Raw genomic sequence first — 20,843 nt, forward strand, 5'->3', positions numbered from 1 at the left:
CCTCTGCGCGCAAGATGCGTTGACACAAGGCATCCTTCGAGAAGAGACAGTCTTCATGGCCGCCATCCAGCGTCGCAAGGCACCGCGCGAGATCGTGATGTTTGTCTACAAGGACGCACATCTTCTCGATATCTCAGGCCCCATGTCCCTGTTCGCCGCCGCCAATGATTTCGCCGGCTTCCGCGCCTATGACGTGAGCCTCGCTGCCGCAAGCCTTGGCAATGTCGTGACGTCCGCCGGCATCGCGCTGGCCGCCACCCGCAAGATCGGCCGTGTGATGACCGGCATCGACACCCTGCTGGTGGCTGGTGGCATCGGTATCGATGCCCAGCTCAAGGAGCAGCGCGTGATCGCCTGGCTGAAACGCCAGGCACCGTATTGCCGCCGCGTCGCCTCGGTGTGCAGCGGCGCCTTGCTGCTGGCCAAGGCCGGCCTGCTCGATGGCCGGCGCGCCGCGACGCATTGGGTGCGTTGTGACCAGCTTGCCGCCGCGTACCCGGAGATTACCGTCGAGCGCGATTCGATCTTCGTGCGCGACGGCAAGTTCTATTCCTCGGCCGGGATCAGTGCCGGCATGGATTTGGCGTTGGCGCTGATCGAGGAAGATCTGGGGGCCGCGGTCGTGGCGCAATTGGCGCGCGAATTCGTGCTCTACATGCGCCGCAGCGGCGGTCAGGCGCAGTTCAGTCCCGCCTTGCGGGCGCAAGACACCGCCCCCGGCCGCATCGCCGGCCTGCAGCAATGGATCCTCGCCCATCTCGACCAGGCCCTCGACGTGGAGACACTGGCTTCCCGTGTGGCCATGAGCCCGCGCCATTTCGCCCGGCGCTTCCACGACGAAACCGGGATGACACCGGCGGCCTTTGTGGCCGCGGCGCGCATCGATGCCGCCCGCCAGGCACTGGCCGAAGGCCGCGAACAGGTCGACCAGGTGGCACAGCGCTTGGGCTTCGGCAGCGCCGAGCGCCTGCGCCGCAATTTCCGCCGGCATCTGGCCGTCACCCCCAGCCAGTTCCGCCAGCACTTCCAAACCTCTGGAGAAGCTTGAGTCATGAAGACCGTCGCCTTGCTGCTGTTCCCCGATGTCGAAGTGCTAGATTTCGCCGGACCGTTCGAAGTCTTTTCCGTCGCTGGCGAAGTCCGCCAGCCGGCACCTTTCCGCGTCATCACGGTGGCGGATAGTGCCAACCCCATCGCCGCGGTGGGCGGTCTCAACGTGGCGCCGCATTTCGATCTTGCCACCGCACCGCAGGCCGACGTGCTGATCATCCCCGGCGGCAAAGGCAGCCGGGCGGCGATGCGCGATCCACGGATTCTGGATTGGGTCGCGCGCCAGGCAGCGCGCGCCGAGGTGGTGGCCAGCGTCTGCACCGGCGCGCTCATTCTAGGAAAGCTCGGCCTGCTCGACGGCCTGGCTGCCACGACCCATGCCGGCGCCATCGGCGAGCTGCGCGCCATCAGCGACAAGATTGACGTGCGGCCGACGGCGCGCTTCATCGACAACGGCAAATACCTCACCTCCGGCGGTATCACCGCGGGGATCGACATGTCGCTTTATCTGCTGAAGCGCCTCACCGACCAGCAGCTTGTCGATCTGGTGGTAGAGGAGATGGAGTATGACTGGCGGATGAGGGCGGCCGGTTAAGACCGCCCCCACCCGCCGACCCTCCCCCCGGAAGGTCGCATTAGGTCCGACGCGCTAGATGGCGCGGACCTTCGTGATGAAGAGGCCAACGGCATCGCTGAGGCTGCTGGATTGATGGCCGAGTTCAGTAGCGGCCCCCAGCACCTGGCCCGCGGCCTTGCCGGTTTCGCCAGCCGCGGCTGTCACACCCTGGATGTTGCCGGAGACCTGCGTCGTGCCCTGGCTTGCCTGCTGCACGTTGCGGGCGATTTCGTTGGTGGCGGCCGTCTGCTCCTCGACTGCCGCGGCAATGGTGGTGGAGATGTGGCTGATCTCCTCGATCACCTTGGAGATGCCTTCGATCGCCGCCACCGATTGTGCCGTCGCCCCTTGGATCTCGGTGATCTTGGCGCCGATCTCGTCGGTTGCCTTGGCGGTCTGGCTGGCAAGGTTCTTCACTTCGGACGCCACCACGGCAAAGCCCTTGCCGGCTTCACCAGCGCGCGCCGCCTCGATCGTGGCGTTGAGCGCCAGCAGATTGGTCTGGCTGGCGATATCGTTGATAAGTTGGACCACGGCACCGATCGCCTGTGCCGACACGGCCAGGCCCTGCACCTGGGCATTGGTTTCCGATGCCTGCGAGACCGCCTTCTGGGCGATGCTGGTCGACTGGCTGACCTGGCGGCCGATTTCGCTGATCGAGGAGGTGAGTTCTTCGGTTGCTGCCGCCACGGTCTGGACATTGGCCGTCGTCTGTTCGGCCGCCAGCGCCACCGCGCTCGATTGCTGGTTGGCCTGGTCGGCCGTCGCCGACATCGATTGCGCCGAGCTTTGCAATTCGCTGGCGGCGGTTGAGAGACTGCCGACCAATGCGCCGACCTGGCCCTCGAAGCTTTGGATGAGGCTATCCAGTTCCTGTGCGCGCTTCAGCTTGGTTTCCGCTTCCGCCTTAGCCGCCGCATCCGTCTGGCGCTGGGCGACCAGGGCGTCCTTGAAGACGACCACGGTGCGCGCCATGTCGCCGATTTCGTCACGGTTTTCCTGGGCCGGTATGTCGATATCGAGATTGCCGCGCGCCAATTCGCCCATCGTGTCGGTCATGTTGCGGACGGGCCGGGCGATGCTGCGGCCGATGAGCCAGCCGGCCAGCGCGCCGATGCCGAGCGCCAGCGCCGCGACGACGATCATGATCGTGATGGCGCTGCCGATGGTCGCCATGACCAGATCTTTGACACCGCCCATGCTGCCGAGCTGCGACTCCAGCACCGCAGCCGAGACTTCGGCAAAGCGCGTCGCCTGGTCGCTCATGGTCTTGTCGAGGGCGTCGATCTTCACCGCCATGTCGGCGAGTGCCACCAGATGGGCGCCGTATTCCTTCATGCTCTTCGCGACGTCAAGCGCCCGGGTGCGGTAGATCATGTTGACCAGTTTGGCCTGCAGCGTGTTGACGTCCATGCCGAAGAGAGAGACGTATTTCTGCGCCGCCTCGATCAGTTTGGGATCGCCGGTTGCCGTATAGCGTGCTGCCGAGACGCGGGCCGTCAGCATCTTTTCAATCGCCTGCCCGGCATAGGCCGCACCGACGAAATCCTCGCTGTTCAAGGCTGATTCCAGCAGATCGGACATGGTCTTGCCGGCGGCTGCACCCAGCGCCGACATCTGTTCGTTCTGTACTTTGTCGCGCTCGGCCTTCAGGGCGACAAGGGTGTCGAGGTTGCCGGCATAGGCGTCGACGAGCTGCCCCATCTCGGTGAACATCGCCTTGCGTTCGGCCGATTTGGTCGTTTCGATGCGCGTGGCGATGTCCGTCTTCAGCTGTGCCAACAATGCCTTCGCCCGATCGAGCGACTGGGCGTTGTTCTCACGTTCGAAGGACAGCACGTTGCGGCGCAGATCGACCACATTGCGGTCGATGCGCTGCACGGTCATCGCATTTTCCGCAATGCGGATGTACTCGTCTAGATTGGTGCGGATATCCTGCAGCGAGACGAAGCTGAAGACGATGAAGCCGGCAAGGAGCGCCAGGATGAAGCCGAAGCCGAGCTGGATGCGGGTGCTGATCCGCAAACGCGCGAGGACGGACTGAAACATGAAGGTCGCTCCCTTTGGACAATCGCTTGATGCGAACCGTCAGATGGCGCGGACCTGCGCGATGAACTGACCGACTTCGCTGTTGAGGACGTCGGATTGTTGCCCCAGTTCCGTGGCGGCACCCAGCACGGCACCGGCGGCCTTGCCGGTCTCGTCCGCGGCCTGGGTGACGCCCTGGATATTGCCCGAGACTTCGGTCGTTCCCTGGCTCGCCTGCTGAACATTGCGGGCGATTTCGTTGGTGGCGGCCGATTGCTGCTCGACCGCCGTGGCGATGGTCGAGGAGATGCTGCTGATTTCCTCGATGACGCCGGCGATGCCCTGGATGGCGCTCACTGATTCCTCGGTCGCCTTCTGGATCTCGTTTACCTTGGCGCTAATTTCTTCCGTCGCCTTGGCGGTCTGTGACGCGAGGTTCTTCACCTCGGACGCCACGACCGCAAAGCCTTTGCCGGCATCGCCGGCGCGCGCCGCTTCGATGGTGGCATTCAAGGCCAGAAGATTGGTTTGGGCCGCGATCTCGCTGATGAGGCGCACGACGTCGCCAATCGCCTGGGCTGAGGTGGCGAGGCCTTGCACCTGATTGTTGGTGTGGGCGGCCTGTGCCACCGCCTTCTGGGCGATGCTGGTCGATTGGTTGACCTGGCGGCCGATCTCGCTGATCGAGGAGGTCAGCTCCTCGGTCGCCGCCGCAACGGTCTGCACGTTGGCGGTCGCCTGCTCGGCCGCCGCCGCCACAGCATTCGATTGCTGGTTGGTCTCGGCCGCCGTCGTGGTCATGCTTTGCGCCGAATTCTGCAGATGGCTCGAGGCTGTCGACAGCGACGCCACGAGATTGCCGACCTTCCCTTCGAAGCCGGCGATGAGGGATTCAAGTGCCTGAGTGCGCGCCAGCTTCGTCTCCGCCTCGCGCTTGGCCGCTGCATCGGCCGCGCGCTGGGCGGCAAGCGCATCCTTGAAGACGACGACGGTGCGCGCCATGTCGCCGATCTCGTCGCGGTTGCCGAGCGCCGGGATCTCGAGGTCGAGATTGCCGCCGGCCAGATCACTCATGGTCGCCGTCATCGAGCGGACCGGCCCCGAGATGGATCGGCCGATGATGAAGGCAGCAAAAATGCCGATGGCCAGCGCCACCCCGGCAATGATCAGCATGGCCTTCAACGCCTCTTCAACGCGGCTTGTGGTATCGGTTGCGACACCGGCCATGGCGTTCTGCTGTGCCGCGGTGATCTCATTGGCAAGCTCGCCGATATGCTTCGAGCCTTCCGCCATTTTCTTGGTGACGAGTTCGTTGAGACTGATCGCGAGGTCCTTCAGCTCGCCCAGGCTCATCGAATATTTCTGCATCGTCTGCGCCGCTTCCTGCGCCATGCGGCGCTGTTGCGGTGCCTTCAGCTTGCCCTGGAGGGCAACGATGCTGGAGGAGAAGATGAGCACGGATCGGGCCGATTGCTCGATGAAGGCGGGATCGCCGCTCGACACATAACGCTCGGCGGCGATGCGGCCGTTGAGCAGCTTTTCCTCGGCCTGGCCGGCAAAGGTGGCGACGTCGTATTCCCCGGCGGAGCTCGCGGCAGAAAGAATATCGGACATGTTCTTGCTGGCCTTCTGGCCAAGTTCGGCCAGTTCGCTGTTCTGCAGCCAATCGCGGTCGCTTTTCATCTGGACGGCCGCATCGACATCGGCGGCATAGGCGTCGAGGACCGTCAGCATCTCGTCGAATTTGGGCTGCATCTCGGGCGCCGAGGCGTCCTTCTGCGCCGAGAGGCGATCCTTCAACGAGGCGAGGAGTTGATGCGCCTGGTCGAGATCCTCCTGGCGCCCCTCGCGCATGAAATCCATCACCTGGCGCCTTAGCGCCACGACGTCGCGATCGATCTGCTGGGTGGCGATGGCGCCATTGGCCATGCTGGTGAAATCGCCAAAGCTCGATTTCGCCGCTGTCAGCGCGAAATAGCTGAAGCCGATCACCGCCACCAGGACGCTGAGGACGATGACGAAGCCAAAGGTGATCCGGCTGCCGATTCGCAGTCGGGCCAAGGCGGATTGCAGCATGTGGGGCCCCGTTCCTAAATCGTTTCTTGAGAGTCGGGACAGGGCATTAATGCCCTCCCGATTTAGCTATGCCAACTCGAGAGGTATTTTTTCCAGGAAAGTCTAAAGAAGACGTTACCCACTTAGGGGTAGGTCTACATTTTTGTGTAAACGGGGTCGGAAGACCGGATTCAGTAGCCGCGGGCCCGGTCGGCTACATGTTCCAGGGGGTGCCCCTGGGCCGCCCGGGCAATCTGACGGGCAATCGCCGCCAGCCCGCCCGCCGGATCGGTATCGCTGGCATTGTGCGGGGTCATGAAAATGCGCGGATGGCGCCAGAAGGCGTGGGTCGCTGGCAGGGGTTCCTGCGAAAAAACGTCGAGGCTGGCAGCGATCAGCTGCCCGCTTTCCAGGGCGGCGATCAGGTCCTCTTCGACCAAATGCCCACCGCGCCCGACATTGATGAGCGAGGCGCCGGGCTTCAACCGCCCCAGAAGATCGGCATTGAGGATACTTTTTGTCTCCGGCGTGAGCGGCAAAAGACAGACCAGAATCTCCAGCCCATCCAGGAAGGCCGCCAGTTCATCGGCCCCGGCATAGCAGCGGATCGCGGCATGCTCCTTCCGGGAGCGCGACCAGCCGCGCACGGGAAAACCGAACTCGGTGAGCTTTTCGCCCGCCGCTTGCCCCAATTCCCCGAAGCCCAGAATGCCGACCGACCGGTCCCAGGAAGCCGGATACCAATGCGGCGCCCATTTGCCTTGCGCCTGCGCCTCTTCCAATTCCCAGATGCGGCGGTGATGGCGCAAAGCCTGCCACAGCACATATTCCACCATGCCGGAGGTCAGGCCCGGCTCGACCATGCGGACGATTGGCACATGCGCCGGCACCTCCGTGCTGCCAAGCAACCGTTCGACGCCGGCACCAAAGCAGAAGACGGCCTGGAGGTTCGGCATCGCCTTGGCAAGGCCCGGCACCGGGCGCCACATCAAAAGATAGCGGATGCCGGTGAGATCGAGGTCGGGCGCGTAGGCGACGAATTCGATCCCCGCAACATCGCGTGCGGCTTCTGCAAAGACCGTCTGATATTCATCGGCGCCGGCAAAGAGCAGCCTTTCACGGGTCATTGCCGCACCGCGCCGAGATCGACCGCTTCATGATGGAGGGCCGCCGAGAGCAGCGCCTTCGTATAGGCTTGCTGCGGGCGTTCGAAGATGTCGGCTGCCGTTCCGGTTTCCACCACTTTCCCCTGTTTCAGCACCATGACGCGGTGGCTCATCGCCCGTATCACCCGCAGATCATGCGAGATGAAGAGATAGCCAAGGCGGTGGCGCCGCTGCAAGTCCCGCAAGAGGTCGACGATCTGCGCCTGCACCGACATGTCGAGTGCTGACGTTGGCTCGTCGAGCACGATGAGCTTCGGCTTCAGGATGAGGGCACGGGCGATGGCGATACGCTGGCGCTGGCCGCCGGAGAATTCATGCGGGTAGCGATGCCGCGTGTCGGGATCGAGTCCCACCTCGCGCAGCGTCTCGATGACGATCTCCTCGCGCTCCGCGGCATCGCGGCCGATGTGATGGATACCGAGGCCTTCCGTCACGATCTCGCCGATGGAGAGGCGGGGCGAGAGGGAGCCAAACGGGTCCTGGAAGACGATCTGCATTTCGCGCCGCAAGGGTCGCATCTCGCCCCGATCGAGCGTATCGATGCGCTTGCCCTCGAAGGTAATGGCACCCTGGCTGTCGATCAGACGCAACAGCGCCAAGGCCAAGGTCGTCTTGCCGGAACCGGATTCGCCGACGATCCCCATCGTCTCGCCTTCATGAAGCGTGAGGTCGGCATCGACCACCGCACGGACATGATCGACGATTCGGCGAAAGACGCCCTGCTTGATGGGGAAGAGGACCGAGAGCTTCTCGGCCCGAAGGATTTCCGGTGCCTGCGTTCCGACCGGCTCGACCTCGCCCTTCGGTTCGGCCGCCAGCAGGTGCTTGGTGTAATCATGCTGCGGTTGGCCGAACACCTTGGCCGTTTCGCCCTGCTCCACGATCTCGCCCTGGCTCATGACAGCAACGCGGCGTGCGAACTTCCGCACCACGCCCAGATCATGGGTGATGAGCAGGATCGCCATGCCGAGGCGTCGCTGCAGGTCCATCATCAGATTGAGGATCTGCGCCTGGATGGTGACATCGAGCGCCGTCGTCGGCTCGTCGGCGATGAGGAGATCGGGTTCGTTGGCCAAGGCCATGGCGATCATCACGCGCTGGCGCTGGCCGCCCGACATTTCATGCGGGAAACTTTTGAGCTTCTGCGCCGCATTGTCGATCTTGACCAGTTCAAGGAGCTCGAGCGCCCGCTTCCTGGCCGCCGTATCGCCCATCGGCTGGTGCAGCTGGATCGTCTCGACCAGCTGCCGCTCGATCCGGTGCAGCGGGTTGAGCGACAAAGTCGGCTCCTGGAAGATCATGGCAATGCGCCCGCCGCGAATCTGCCGGAGATGCGCCGGCGATGCCGTGAGCAGGTCTTCGGTGCCGTTGGGCCCGTCAAAACGGATGGCGCCCGCGGGATGTGTTGCTACTTGCGGCAGCAGGCGCAGGATGGAAAGCGCCGTCACCGATTTTCCCGACCCGGATTCACCGACCAGGGCCAGCGTCTCGCCCTTGTCGATGGCAAAGCTCACGCCATGCACGACTTCACGCTCGCCGAAGGCCACCTTGAGTTTGTCGATCTCAAGCAATGCCATCACGCATTCCCCCACATCACGCATTCCCTTTGCGGGGGTCGAACGCATCGCGGATCGCCTCGCCGATGAAGATGAGCAAGGTCAGCATCACGCCGATGACGAAGAAGCCGCTGATGCCGAGCCACGGCGCCTGCAAATTCTCTTTCCCTTGTGCCAGCAATTCGCCGAGCGAGGGTGATCCGGGCGGCAGGCCGAAGCCGAGGAAGTCGAGGGAGGTCAGTGTCGTCACCGATCCGCCCAAGGTGAAGGGCAGGAAGGTCAGCGTCGCCACCATGGCATTGGGCAGGATGTGACGGGTGATGATGCGCCAATCACCGAGGCCCAAGGCCTTTGCCGCCCGAACATATTCCAGATTGCGCGCGCGCAGGAATTCGGCACGCACGACACCCACCGGCCAGGTCCAGCTGACCAGCAGCATGATGCCGAGCAGGGTCCAGAACCCCGGTTCGATGATGCTCGACAGAATCATGAGAATGTAGAGGAAGGGCAGCCCGCCCCAGATTTCCAGGAAACGCTGGAAGGTCAAATCCGTCCAGCCGCCGAAATAGCCCTGCACGGCGCCCGCCAGCACGCCGATGATGGTGCTGAAGATGGTGAGTATCAGGCCGAACAGCACCGAGACGCGGAAGCCATAGATGACACGCGCCAGCACGTCGCGCGCCTGGTCGTCGGTCCCCAGCCAGTTGACGCCGTCCGGTGCCGTCGGCGCCGGTCCGGGCAGATTGGTGACCACCGTGTCATAGGAGAAGGGAATGGGTGGCCACACCGTCCAGCCGCCGCCCTGCGCGATGCGCTCTTTGAGGAACGGGCCGGTGAAGTCGGCGGTGAGGCCGGGAACGCCGCCGAACACTTCCTCGCCGTAATTGTGGAAGACCGGCCAATAGATCTCGCCCTGGTACGAAACGGCGATCGGCCGGTCATTGGCGATGAATTCCGCCGGCAGGCTGATGCCGAACAGGATCAGGAAGATAACAAGCGACCAGAAGCCGCGCGTGTTGGCGCGGAAATTGCGCCAGCGGCGTTGCGTCAGCGGTGACAGTTTCGGCTGCAGGAAGCTCATGTCTCGCGCGCCTCGAAATCGATGCGCGGATCGACCAGCATGTAGGTGATGTCGCCCACCAGCTGCATTACCAGACCCAGCAGCGTGAACATGTAGAGCGTGGCGAACATCACCGGGTAATCGCGGTTGATCGTCGCCTCCCAGCCCAGCAGCCCCAGGCCATCGAGCGAGAAGATGATCTCGGTCAGCAGCGCGCCGGTAAAGAGAATGCCGACGAAGGCCGAGGGGAAGCCGGCGATGACGATCAGCATGGCGTTGCGGAAGACATGGCCATAGAGCACGCGGCGCTCGTTGAGCCCCTTGGCGCGTGCCGTCGTCACGTATTGGAGGTTGATCTGGTCGAGGAAGGAGTTCTTGGTGAGAAGGGTCAGGCCGGCGAAGCTGCCGATCACCAGCGATAGAATGGGCAGCGCCATATGCCAGGCGTAATCGACAATACGCGCGCCCCAGGAAAGCTCATCCCAATTGTCGGAAACGAGGCCGCGCAAGGGAAAGACGTCGAAATAGGTGCCGCCGGCAAAGAGCACAATCAGCAGGATGGCAAAGAGAAAGCCCGGTATCGCCGAGCCGACGATGATTGCCGTGCTGGTCCAGACATCGAAAGGTGTGCCATCACGCGATGCCTTGGCGATGCCCAAGGGAATCGAAATGCCGTAGATGATGAGAGTGGTCCACAGGCCCAGCGAGATCGAGACCGGCATCTTGTCGAGGATAAGCTCTACCACCGGCCGGCCCTTGAAGAAGCTCTTGCCGAAATCGAAGGTGAGATAGCTCTTCATCATCATGAAGAAGCGTTCATGCATCGGCTTGTCGAAACCATACATGCGCTCGATCTCGGCGATAAATTTGGGATCGAGTCCCCGGGCGCCGCGATACTTGTTGTTGAGCTCAGTGAGGCTCGGCTGCTGGCCTGAGCCGCTGTTGCTCATTACCTCCGACCCGCCGCCCCCGGTGATGCGCGCGGTGGAATCGATCGCCGTGCCTTTCAGCTTTGCGATCGTCTGCTCGACCGGCCCGCCGGGGGCTGCCTGGATGACAATAAAATTGATGACCATGATCCCGAGCAAAGTCGGGATCATCAACAGCAGGCGGCGGACGATATAGGCGATCATTGCGGCGAGACCATAGAGGTGGAGATACCCCCTCTCCCTAACCCTCCCCCACGTTGGGGGGAGGGGACTAGGCCGAGCTCTCTCTTCTCCCTCCCCCCAACGTGGGGGAGGGTCGGGGAGAGGGGGTGGTTCGAACCGACCCGCACCATGCCCGTCACTTCGCCTTTTTGCGCTTCAGCACGGCGGCGCCGATGACGACCAGAATGACACCACCGACGATATAGAGCACGTAGCCGAGCGGCGAGGAGCCGCGATTGGTCGGCGCGGCCGGTGCCGCAGCCGATGTCGCCGTACTAGCGGCGTCGCTGGTGGCCGACGACGTCGCTGTAGAGGCGGCAGCATCCGCCGGTGCCGCTTGAGCAGCCTTTGCGGCGAGGGCCTTTTCTTTGGCAGGATCGAGCCACCACGCGGAGAGGCCGATACCATAGGTGGGTTCCGGCAGCTTGTCGGGACGACCGAACTTATCCCAATAGGCGATGCGGTTCGCGCTCATATGGAAATTCGGCACCACGAAATAGTGCCATTGCAGGACGCGATCAAGAACGCGGCAATAAATGATCAGGTCATGGCGGCTGGGCGCAGCGATCAGCCCTTCGATCAGTTGATCGATGACCGGGTCCTTGATGCCAACCTCATTGCGGCCGCCAGAGGAATCGGCCGATGCTGAGCCCCAGAATTCCCGCTGTTCATTTCCAGGCGAAGGCGATTGCCCAAAGCTCGATACTTTCATGTCGTAATCGTAATCGTCGGTCCGCCTCTGGTACTGCGCCGTATCGACAGCGCGCAGCTCGCCCTTCACGCCGAGACGCTGCAGCGATTTAACGTAGGGCTGCACTATGCGGTCGAAACCATCGCCAGCCTGCATCAAGAATTCGAATTCAAACGGCTTGCCATCCTTCATGCGCTGACCGTTCTGGAGTTTCCAGCCTGCTTCCTCGAGCAGGGCCGCGGCCTTAGCCAGATTTTCGGCATTGGTGCCACTGCCATCGCTGACCGGCGGATTGTATTCGGTGGTAAAGACCTCGTCCGGGATTTTGCCGCGCAGGGGCTCCAGAATCTTCAGTTCCTCCGGCGAAGGCAGACCTTTTGCTTCCATCTCGGAATTGCCAAAATAGCTGCGCGAGCGGGTGTATTGCCCGTAGAACAGCGTCTTGTTCGACCATTCGAAATCGAAGGCAAGGATCATCGCCTGACGTACGCGTGGATCCTGAAACAGGGGGCGTCGCAGATTCATGGCGAAGCCTTGCATCCCGTCAGGGTTGTCGTCGGGGATTAGAACTTTCTTGATCCGACCGTCCCTCAGCGCAGGCGAGTCATAGCTCGTCGCCCAGGCCTTGGCGCTATTCTCGGCGCGAATATCGAAAGCACCGCCTTTGAAGGCTTCCAGCATGACCGTCGGATCTCGGTAGTAATCCGTACGCAAGATATCGAAGTTGTTGGTGCCGATATTGACCGGCAAATCCTTACCCCAGTAATTGGGATCCCGCTCCATTGTGATCGAGCGCCCGGCCTCGTAGCTCTTGAGCTTGTAGGGGCCGCTGCCCAGCGGCACGTCGAGTGACGGCTCCTCGAAATTGCGCCCTTCCCAATAATGCTTTGCCAGCACGGGCAGTTCGCCCATGATGCCGGGCAGTTCGCGATTATCCTTTGACGTGAAGGTAAACTTGACGCGCGCGGCGTCGAGCACCTCAGCCTTTTCCACGTTGGCGTAGTAGAAGCGATAGAGTGGCGCCCCTTTCTCTTTCAAAATGTTGAAGGAGAAGACGACATCCTCCGGCGTAATCGGCTTGCCATCCTGCCAGCGCGCTTCCTTTCGAAGCGTGAAGATGATCCAGGAATTATCCTTCGCCACTTCCATGCTTTCGGCGATCAGGCCGTAATTGGTCAAAGTATCGTCGTCGATGCGGGTCGTAAGAGTCTCGAACATGCCGCCGAGGCCAGCAGCGTCGCCACGTACGATATAGGGATTGAAACTGTCGAAACTGCCCGTGGCAGCCGTCCGTAGCGTACCGCCCTTGGGGGCATCGGGATTGACATAATCGAGGTGCTTGAAGTCGGCCGGATATTTCGGCGCGTCATTCACCGTGACGGCATGTGTCGTGTAACTGTCCTGCGCGGAGGCCGAGCCAATGCTGATGGCACCGGCACCGGCACCGAGGACCAGAATAAGAGCGAGGGCGGCAACGCGATGGAGCATGAAAAGCCTTCCCGGAATGCGAAGCGACATCTTTTGCCGCGAAGCATAGCGGAACCTTTGCGCGCTCGGAAAGCCTTTAAATCAAAGGCGTTACGCCGGATCAGCCATTAATGAGGGCGAGTGCCGCGTCGAGTATGCGCTTGTCGCCGGCGGCCACCACGGCATCGCCCGATTTGGTGTGGAGGGGCTTGCCCGCCCAATCGGTGATATGGGCGCCGGCGCCTTCCAGCACCGGGACCAGCGACAGGTAGTCATAGATGCCGAGGGTCTTTTCGACCACGAGGTCGATGAAGCCGGTGGCCACCATGCCGTATTGATAGCAATCCCCGCCATAGGTCGCCGATTTCACAGCACCGGCGATGCGGTCATGGGCGCCCTGCGCCTCGCCCTGGAACATCTGCGGCAGGGCGGCCGAGAAATAGGCATCCTTGAGACCGGCACAGGCACGGGCCTTCACCGGATCACCATTGAGCGTCGTGGCATGGCCCGCGGCGCCGATCCAGCAATCGGAGAGGATCGGCATGTCGATGACGCCCAGCACCGGCTTGCCGCCCTGGGTCAACGCAATGAGCGTGCCGAAGGTGGGCCTTCCGGTGACGAAGGCGCGCGTCCCGTCCAAGGGATCGAGCACCCAGACGAATTCGGCCTCGGCATTCTCGGCGCCGAATTCCTCGCCGATGATGCCGTGGGCCGGAAACGCCTTGTTGATGGCAGCACGCAAGGCCGCTTCGCATTCGCGGTCGGCCTTGGTCACCGGGCTTTCATCACCTTTCGAGATGATGTCGAGCTTGGTCCGGTAATAGCCGCGCAGGATCGGCCGGCTGATATCGACGAGGCTTTTGGCCAACGTCAGGAATTCGGCCGGGATCGCCGCCGGGGCTGCCATGATGCGTGTATTCTCGGGGCGTTATTGCGGCAGCGGGGCCGGCGAATCCGCCTGATCACGCAGCCAGCGCAGCAGGGCCGCACGATCTTCCGGCTTCTTCAAGCCCGCAAAGCTCATCTTCGTGCCCTTGGCATAGGCCTTCGGGTTGGTCAGGAACTGGTCGAGATGATCGAAATCCCACGTGATCTTGAGATTCTTGATCGTGTCGGAATAGGCGAAATCTTCCTTGTGGGCCGAATGGTTGCCGACGATGCCCCAGAGGTTCGGGCCGACGCGGTTCGGACCGCCGCTCTCGAACGTGTGGCAGGTCTTGCATTTCGAGGCGACCTTCTCGCCCGCAGCCGGGTCGGCGGCGGCGATCAACGGCACCGAGGAGACCGGTGCGGCGTCCGGGGTCGCTGCGGCCGGGGCGGCGGCTTCGCCCGCACCCTCAGCAGCGCCACCTTCGGCGGCTTCTTCATGGGCGCTGCCTTCCGGCGCACCGTAAATGATGTTGGAGACCAGACCGACCGAAAGGGTCAGCATGCCGCCGACCAGGACCGCAGCGGCGATCTTGTTGGCTTCCAAAGACATTCGACTTCATCCCTCATGGCTTATGCGCGACGAAACAGCCGCTGGACCCCTACCTTCTTGGGAACAGCGACTTACCCCGACCCGCCGCGCGGTATATTGGCTAGTCAAAGGGGCCACAACTCGGCGCGGAATTTAACCGCTTCCGTCGTCCCTGTCCAATACCGCAGCAAGCGATAGGGGAAATAGGCGCCTGGCTTCGGACGATTTTCTTATAGGGCAGGCTCGGGCTTTGATTTCCGGGGCTTAGCGGCATAATGTCGCGGCCCCGGCACCCTCGCCTTCAGGCAGAAGCTGGGGCCATCACGTGCCGTCTCCAGCCCCTCTCTTGCAGAACCCGACCATGACCCGCCCCAGCCATACCGTCATCCTCATCCCCGCCCGCATGGCCTCGACGCGCCTCCCCGACAAGCCGTTGGCCGACATTCACGGCGCCCCCATGATCGTCCATGTCTGGCGCCGGGCGATGGAAGCGGGCATCGGCCCGGTCTTCGTCGCCTGCGCGGAAGAGGCCATCAAGAGGGCGGTCGAGGCGGCCGGCGGCCAGGCGGTCTTGACCGACCCCAACCACCCTTCCGGTTCCGACCGCATTTTTGAGGCGCTCACCAAGATCGATCCCGCGGGAAAGTTCGACGCCATCGTCAACGTCCAGGGTGACCTGCCGACCCTTGATCCGGCCCTCATCCGCCGCGCCCTTGATCCGCTGGTCGAGGCCAGCGTCGACATCGCGACGCTGGCGGTCGAGATCACGCGCGAGGAAGAACGCACCAACCCCAATGTCGTGAAGGCGGTGGCGGCCTTTCAACCGAACGGCAACGGCATCGCCCGCGCGCTCTATTTCAGCCGCGCCACCACACCGGCCAATGCCGATGGCAAGACGGGGCCGCATTATCACCATATCGGCCTCTACACCTATCGTCGGGCGGCGCTGGAGCGCTTCGTCAAACTGTCACCCGGTATTCTCGAACAGCGCGAGAAGCTGGAACAGTTGCGCGCCCTGGAGAACAACATGCGCATCGACGTGGCGCTCGTTGACACCCTGCCGCTCGGTGTCGATACTCCGGCCGAACTCGAACGGGCGCGCGCACTTTTGGCGCCCCGCAAATAACATCTGATAAAAGGTAGCAGCGGTCTTGAACGCAGCAGTCAACAACACCATCGCCTTCCAAGGGGTGCCCGGGGCCTATTCGAACCTGTCCTGCCGCGCCGCCTTCCCGGACATGACTGCGCTGCCCTGCCCGTCATTCGAGGACATGTTTGCAGCCGTTCATGAGGGGCGCGCGCGTCTCGCCATGGTGCCGATCGAAAACTCGGTCGCCGGCCGCGTCGCCGACATCCATCATCTGCTGCCGGATTCGGGCCTCCACATCGTTGGCGAACATTTCCAGCGCGTGAATCATCAGCTGCTGGGGGTGAGGGGCGCCAAGCTTGCCGACATCAAAACCGCCTCAAGCCATATCCAGGCTTTGAGCCAGTGCCGCAACAATCTGCGCAGCCTCGGCATCAAGCCGGTGGTGCATGCCGATACCGCGGGCGCCGCCGCCGATCTTGCGCAGCGCGGCGACAAGACCGCCGCCGCCGTTGCTTCATCCCTTGCGGCTGAGATTTATGATCTTGAGGTGCTGAAACCAGACCTCGAAGACGCCCCGCACAACACCACGCGCTTCGTGGTGATGGCGCAGGAACCCATCGACCCCGATCCCGCCAAGGGACCGATCATCACCAGCTTCGTATTCAAGGTACGCTCGGTGCCGGCAGCGCTTTACAAGGCGCTGGGCGGTTTCGCCACCAACGGCGTCAACATCACCAAGCTGGAGAGCTACATGCTCGACGGGCATTTCTCGTCGACGCAGTTCTATGCCGATATCGACGGCCATCCGGACCAGCGCCTGGTGCGATTGGCCCTTGAAGAACTCTCGTTCTTCTCGCGCGAGGTCCGCATCCTGGGTGTCTATCCGGCGTCGAAATTCCGCCAGCAGGATTAGGCCGCGGCGGCTGGCGTCACACCCAGCTCCGCCAGCACGCGGTCGCGCAAGCTAATGAACCTTGGGTCCGAGCGATCCCGTACGGCACCCAGATCGACCGGCAGGATATCGCGGATGCGGCCGGGATGCGGCTCCATGACGACGATGCGGTCGCCGAGATAGACGGCCTCATCCACATCATGCGTCACCAGGATCGCGGTGATGCCTTCCTGCCGCACGATGCGGCGAATCTCGTCCTGGAGCCGCAGGCGCGTCAAGGCATCGAGGGCACCCAAGGGTTCATCGAGCAGCAACAGGCGCGGTCGGTTGGCAAGGGCTCGCGCGATGGCGACGCGCTGCTGCATGCCGCCCGAAAGCTGTGCCGGGTAGGCCTCGGCAAAATCGGTGAGACCCACCAACGCCAGATGCGCATCGATGGTCGCTTGTGCCGCGGCCTTCGAAAGGCCCGACCGGCGCAGCGCCACCGCCACATTGCCAGTGACTGTCAGCCATGGCAGCAGCCGGTGTTCTTGGAACACGATGCCGCGATCGAGCGACGGACCGGTGACACGGCGGCCATCGACCTGGATGACGCCGCTGGTGGGGCTGTCGAGGCCAAGGATGAGGCGCAGCAATGTCGACTTGCCGCAGCCCGAGGCACCGACGATGGCGATGAACTCGCCTTGATTGACCGCGAGGTCGATGCCGGTCAGCGCCGCGACGCTCTTGCCTTTCAGCGCGAACGTCTTTGAAACCTGACTGATCTCGACGACCGGCGCAGCGCTTCCAAGATCGGCAGCGACAGGAGCATGCGGATTCTGTGCGTTCATTTTCCTCTCCCGTGAACAAGGCGGCGTTCCGCCAGAGCGGCGAGCTTATTGAAGATGATGCCGATGACGCCCATGAGCAGGATGGCGACCAGGACGAGATCCATCTGGAACAGCTGGCGCCCCTCCATCAGGCGCCCGCCCAGCCCCGGCGCGATGGTCATGAACAGCTCGGCAGCGATGGTGGCCTGCCAGGCATAGATAAGGCCGGCATGAAGCCCAGTGAAGATCGCCGGCAAGGCGCCCGGCAGCGCGATGAAGCGGATGAAATCAAGCCGGCGGAAGGTGAGTGCCCGCGCCAGTTCCACATGCGCCGCCGGGATCGCCGCGACACCCTGCCAGGTATTGATGACATTGGGCTGGAAAGCGGCAAAGGCGATGAAGGCGACCTTGCCGATCTCGCCCGCGCCAAACCAGACCGAGATCAACGGCACCCAGGCAAAAAGCGCGATCTGCCGGTGCACCAGCAGGCTGGGACCGACGATGCGGGCGGCAAGGGGCGAGAAGCCCAGCACAAGACCCAAACCGACGCCGATCAAACTCCCGATCACAAAGCCGGCCAGATCGCGCAGCAGGCTGAGGCCCAGATCTTCCGCGAGCGTGCCTGCCCGCAATTCGTTGAGGAAACGTGTTGCCAGATCCTGCAGCGGCGGCAGGAAGTTCTGATCGGCAAACCCCGTGACACTCGCCACCTGCCACAATGCCAGCAGCAGGACCGGCAGCACAAAACCAAGCGTCCAGAGGCGGGATCCCGTCGGCATCAGCGGATCTCCCAGCGCTGGAAATAGGCGGCAGCGCGACCAAGCAACCAATCGGTGACAAGCCCGATGAGGCCGATCGCCACCATTGCCGTCAACACCAGTTCCAATTGGAACAACTGCCGGCCATAGGCCATCAGATAGCCAAGCCCCTCGGTCGAGGCGAGAAGCTCGACGGCGATCAACGTCTGCCAGGCATTGGCGGCAGCTTCGCGCAGGCCCGTGAATATCGCCGGCATCGCCGCCGGCAGCACGATGTGGCGCAATGTCTCGACGGGCGACAGCAGGAACACGGCGCCCACTTCGAGATAGCGCCCCGGCACGTCGCGGATCCCCTGATAGGTGCCGAGGGTCACCGGCACGAAAGCCGCGAGGGCGATGATCGCGGTCTTCAATTCCTCGTCGATCCCAAGAAGCAGGATGAGGAGCGGAATCCACCCCACGATCGGCACCTGGCTCACCGCCAGGAACAAGGGATCGATCAGCGCCTTCAACCGCCCCGACAGCGCCATGGCGCCGCCGATGACAAGGCCGATCCCGGCACCCACGGCAAATCCGCGCAGGACGCGTGTCAATGAGATGAAGCTGTCGCTCCACAGCGTGCCGTCGACGGCAGCGTCGTGGATGGTCTGCCACACCACGTCGGGTGATGGCAGAATCTGCTCGGGCAGCCAGCCGAACTGCGCACTGGCCGCCCAAAGCAGAAGCAGGAAGACAGGCAGAAGAAAGCCCACCAGCGGCCGCGCACTTGGCAAAGATACGCGCGGCACGCTGCTCACCCCGTCGGCGAGAGGCCCAGTGAAGGGCCGCGCCGAAGAGATTTGGGCTTCAGACATTACTGCGCCGCCACTTCGACACGGCCGCTGGCGACCTTGTTGCCGGCAGCGTCATAGCGCGGCCAGTAATCCTCAAGGCCCAGTTCCTTCAGCGCCGTCTCGAGATATTTCGGCGCCAGCCAGCTGTCGATATCGACATCCTTCTTGATGAGGCCGTATTGCTTGGCCTTCGCGGCTTTCTCCTTGTAACGCGCAACGATGAAGTCATCGATCACCGCGGTGTTGCGGCGCGCCAGGGGTTGGCCGTCGAAATCCTCGGCAAAGCTTTCCGCCGGCACGCCGGATTTGGCCCAGGCATCGAATACGGCCTGACGATTGGCCTCGTCCGAGCCCCAGGCTGCCGCCTTCACAAAGGCCGTGGTGATGCGCTGGGTGAGGTCGGGATGCTTCTGCTCGAATTCGGTGGTGACGAAGATTGCCGAATTGGTGCCGAAGATCGGCTTATCCTTCTTCGAGGCGTAGACGATCTTGACGATGCCGCGCTTGGCGAGGTCGAGATATTCCTCGCCGCCGAAGGAAGCATCGACATTGCCGGCCGCCAGCGCTGCCGTCGCATCACCGGTGGTGAGGCTGACGAACTTGATATCCTTTTCGGTGAGCTTATGGGCTTCCAGCACGGCATCGGTCGCGATCTGCAGGTTGGTGCCGCGGAACTGCGCCACCTTCTTGCCTTTCAGGTCGTCGATGCTGTCGATGTCCGCATTCGGCGCCACGGCGAGATAGAGCGAGCCACGCTCCGACGCCGGCAGCAGGAATTTGGTATCAAGGCCACGCGAGCGGCCGACGATCGACGGCAGATCGCCAAGGCCCGCGGCAATGTCGAGCTTCTCGGCGGCCAGCGCTTCATTCAGTTCCGGACCGGCGCCGCGAAAGTAGGTCCATTCAATCTTGATGTCCTTGTCGTTCTGGAATTCCTTTTCCAGATACTCGCCGACGCGCGCGACACTCACCGAATCGCCATAGCCATAGGGGCGGTTGTCGACGCCGACACCGGGATAACCGACACGGATGGTGAGCTCCTCGGCGGCCGCCGATCCGGCGATGAGCGAGCTAAGGCCCAGGGCCAGGATAGCGAGATGCTGCAACTTCATGACATGACTCCTTTGTTGCCGCGATGCGTTTGCCTCGCGGAGATAGGCTGTGATGGAAATGGGAATGAGGGCGGCGGGCGGCTTAGCTACATCGGTGCTGATCACGGATCATGACGGCACCTATTCCGCGGCCTGACGCGCCGGCCCGCCGATGATACGGGTCACCGAGCGCCGGCCATCGATGCTGATCGGCACGTCACCGGCGACCGTCGAGCGGCGCACGATGCGGTTCTGCTCGCCGTAATCGTTGAGCGCGTAATGCTGTGTCGCCTGATTGTCCCAGATCGCGACATCGCCCTTGCGCCACGACCAGCGCACCGTGTTTTCCAGGCGGATCACATGGTCCTGCAGCAGGTCGAAGAGATGGGCCGAATCGGCTTGCGAATGACCAACGAAACGCTGGATGAAATAGCCCAGCACCAGCACCTTCTCGCCGGTGTCCGGATGGATGCGGACCACGGGATGCTCGGTCTCATAGGTCGTCGATGCGAACACATCCTGATAATGCTTGCGTTCGGCATCGGTCGCCTTCGGGCGCTGTGCGGCGTAATCGTATCGGTTGGAATGCACCGCCCACAGGGTGTCGGCGAGCGCCTTCAACTGCGGTGTCAGATCCGCGTAACCGGCGGCGGTATTGGCCCAGACCGTGTCACCGCCATAAGCCGGAATCTCGACCGCGCGCAGGATCGAATATTTGGGATAGGCATCGACGAAGGTCACATCCGTGTGCCACTGATCCGCCTTGCCGTTGCCACGCGCGGCATCGAGTTCCAAGATCGCCGTCGACCCATCGCGCACTTTTTCGGTCGGATGCGGCACCAGATCGCCGAGCAGTTTGGCAAAACCTTCCTGGGCCGCATCGTCGAGGTGATGCTGATCGCGAAAGAAAATCACCCGGTGCTGACGCAGGGCGGCACGGATCCCGGCCACGTCTTCGGCCTTCAAATCGGGGCCGATCTTGAAATCCTGGACTTCGGCACCGATGCGGCCGGCGACCCGGCGCAGTTTCAGGGCATTCTCGTTGACGGCTTCCTTGAGGGCGACGCTCAT

General features: G+C 62.9%; 18 protein-coding genes. 4 read left to right on the forward strand and 14 right to left on the reverse strand.

Translation table 11 applies throughout. The annotated features are described in order from the left end of the window. Positions 1-55: 55 nt before the first annotated feature. Positions 56-1,048: a GlxA family transcriptional regulator gene (locus SMD31_RS08930; RefSeq protein WP_320500466.1), complete on the forward strand. Its 993-nt coding sequence runs from the start codon at positions 56-58 to the stop codon at positions 1,046-1,048. A 3-nt stretch (positions 1,049-1,051) separates the two neighbouring features. Continuing rightward, positions 1,052-1,645 (forward strand): DJ-1/PfpI family protein, encoded by a 594-nt coding sequence (locus tag SMD31_RS08935; protein WP_320500467.1) that lies wholly within the window; start codon positions 1,052-1,054, stop codon positions 1,643-1,645. A gap of 54 nt (positions 1,646-1,699) precedes the next feature. Here the strand turns inward: SMD31_RS08935 and SMD31_RS08940 are convergent, their stop codons facing one another. The 9 genes from SMD31_RS08940 to SMD31_RS08980 form a co-directional block, all read right to left on the reverse strand. Continuing rightward, the gene (locus tag SMD31_RS08940; protein WP_320500468.1) at positions 1,700-3,715 is read right to left on the reverse strand and encodes a methyl-accepting chemotaxis protein; all 2,016 of its coding nucleotides are present in this window, start codon (positions 3,713-3,715) and stop codon (positions 1,700-1,702) included. Between the two features lie 39 nt (positions 3,716-3,754). Then, on the reverse strand, positions 3,755-5,770 hold the full coding sequence (locus tag SMD31_RS08945) for a methyl-accepting chemotaxis protein (RefSeq protein ID WP_320500469.1): 2,016 nt from the start codon (positions 5,768-5,770) through the stop codon (positions 3,755-3,757). Between the two features lie 170 nt (positions 5,771-5,940). Continuing rightward, positions 5,941-6,876, reverse strand: coding sequence for a 2-hydroxyacid dehydrogenase (locus SMD31_RS08950; RefSeq protein WP_320500470.1), 936 nt, complete (start codon positions 6,874-6,876; stop codon positions 5,941-5,943). After that, a complete protein-coding gene (locus SMD31_RS08955; protein WP_320500471.1) occupies positions 6,873-8,492 on the reverse strand; it encodes an ABC transporter ATP-binding protein in 1,620 nt (539 codons plus the stop codon). Before SMD31_RS08955 ends, SMD31_RS08950 begins: the two co-directional genes overlap by 4 nt. Positions 8,493-8,508: 16 nt before the next feature. Next, positions 8,509-9,552 carry an ABC transporter permease gene (locus tag SMD31_RS08960; protein WP_320500472.1) on the reverse strand — a complete coding sequence of 348 codons (1,044 nt, stop codon included), beginning with the start codon at positions 9,550-9,552 and terminating at the stop codon, positions 8,509-8,511. Further along, positions 9,549-10,664 carry a microcin C ABC transporter permease YejB gene (locus SMD31_RS08965; RefSeq protein ID WP_320500473.1) on the reverse strand — a complete coding sequence of 372 codons (1,116 nt, stop codon included), beginning with the start codon at positions 10,662-10,664 and terminating at the stop codon, positions 9,549-9,551. Before SMD31_RS08965 ends, SMD31_RS08960 begins: the two co-directional genes overlap by 4 nt. Before the next feature lie 154 nt (positions 10,665-10,818). Beyond that, positions 10,819-12,861, reverse strand: coding sequence for an extracellular solute-binding protein (locus SMD31_RS08970; RefSeq protein WP_320500474.1), 2,043 nt, complete (start codon positions 12,859-12,861; stop codon positions 10,819-10,821). A 100-nt stretch (positions 12,862-12,961) separates the two neighbouring features. Further along, positions 12,962-13,747: an inositol monophosphatase family protein gene (locus tag SMD31_RS08975; protein ID WP_320500475.1), complete on the reverse strand. Its 786-nt coding sequence runs from the start codon at positions 13,745-13,747 to the stop codon at positions 12,962-12,964. Between the two features lie 21 nt (positions 13,748-13,768). Further along, positions 13,769-14,320 carry a c-type cytochrome gene (locus SMD31_RS08980; RefSeq protein ID WP_320500476.1) on the reverse strand — a complete coding sequence of 184 codons (552 nt, stop codon included), beginning with the start codon at positions 14,318-14,320 and terminating at the stop codon, positions 13,769-13,771. Positions 14,321-14,660: 340 nt separating this feature from the next. Between SMD31_RS08980 and SMD31_RS08985 the strand changes: the two genes are divergently transcribed. Further along, a complete protein-coding gene (locus tag SMD31_RS08985; RefSeq protein ID WP_320500477.1) occupies positions 14,661-15,425 on the forward strand; it encodes a 3-deoxy-manno-octulosonate cytidylyltransferase in 765 nt (254 codons plus the stop codon). A gap of 25 nt (positions 15,426-15,450) precedes the next feature. Continuing rightward, on the forward strand, positions 15,451-16,302 hold the full coding sequence (locus tag SMD31_RS08990; protein WP_320500478.1) for a prephenate dehydratase: 852 nt from the start codon (positions 15,451-15,453) through the stop codon (positions 16,300-16,302). On the opposite strand, the gene SMD31_RS08995 is transcribed toward SMD31_RS08990, so the two are convergent. From SMD31_RS08995 to SMD31_RS09015, 5 genes are all read right to left on the reverse strand, one after another. Beyond that, the gene (locus tag SMD31_RS08995) at positions 16,299-17,111 is read right to left on the reverse strand and encodes an ABC transporter ATP-binding protein (protein ID WP_320500479.1); all 813 of its coding nucleotides are present in this window, start codon (positions 17,109-17,111) and stop codon (positions 16,299-16,301) included. The genes SMD31_RS08990 and SMD31_RS08995 overlap by 4 nt on opposite strands. Further along, positions 17,108-17,869, reverse strand: coding sequence for an ABC transporter permease (locus SMD31_RS09000; protein WP_320500480.1), 762 nt, complete (start codon positions 17,867-17,869; stop codon positions 17,108-17,110). Before SMD31_RS09000 ends, SMD31_RS08995 begins: the two co-directional genes overlap by 4 nt. Beyond that, on the reverse strand, positions 17,869-18,636 hold the full coding sequence (locus SMD31_RS09005; protein WP_320500481.1) for an ABC transporter permease: 768 nt from the start codon (positions 18,634-18,636) through the stop codon (positions 17,869-17,871). Before SMD31_RS09005 ends, SMD31_RS09000 begins: the two co-directional genes overlap by 1 nt. 65 nt (positions 18,637-18,701) lie before the next feature. Next, the gene (locus tag SMD31_RS09010; RefSeq protein WP_320500482.1) at positions 18,702-19,793 is read right to left on the reverse strand and encodes an ABC transporter substrate-binding protein; all 1,092 of its coding nucleotides are present in this window, start codon (positions 19,791-19,793) and stop codon (positions 18,702-18,704) included. 120 nt (positions 19,794-19,913) lie between these two features. Further along, the gene (locus SMD31_RS09015; RefSeq protein WP_320500483.1) at positions 19,914-20,843 is read right to left on the reverse strand and encodes a TauD/TfdA dioxygenase family protein; all 930 of its coding nucleotides are present in this window, start codon (positions 20,841-20,843) and stop codon (positions 19,914-19,916) included.

The sequence above is a fragment of the Dongia rigui genome (assembly GCF_034044635.1).
GTDB lineage: Bacteria > Pseudomonadota > Alphaproteobacteria > Dongiales > Dongiaceae > Dongia > Dongia rigui.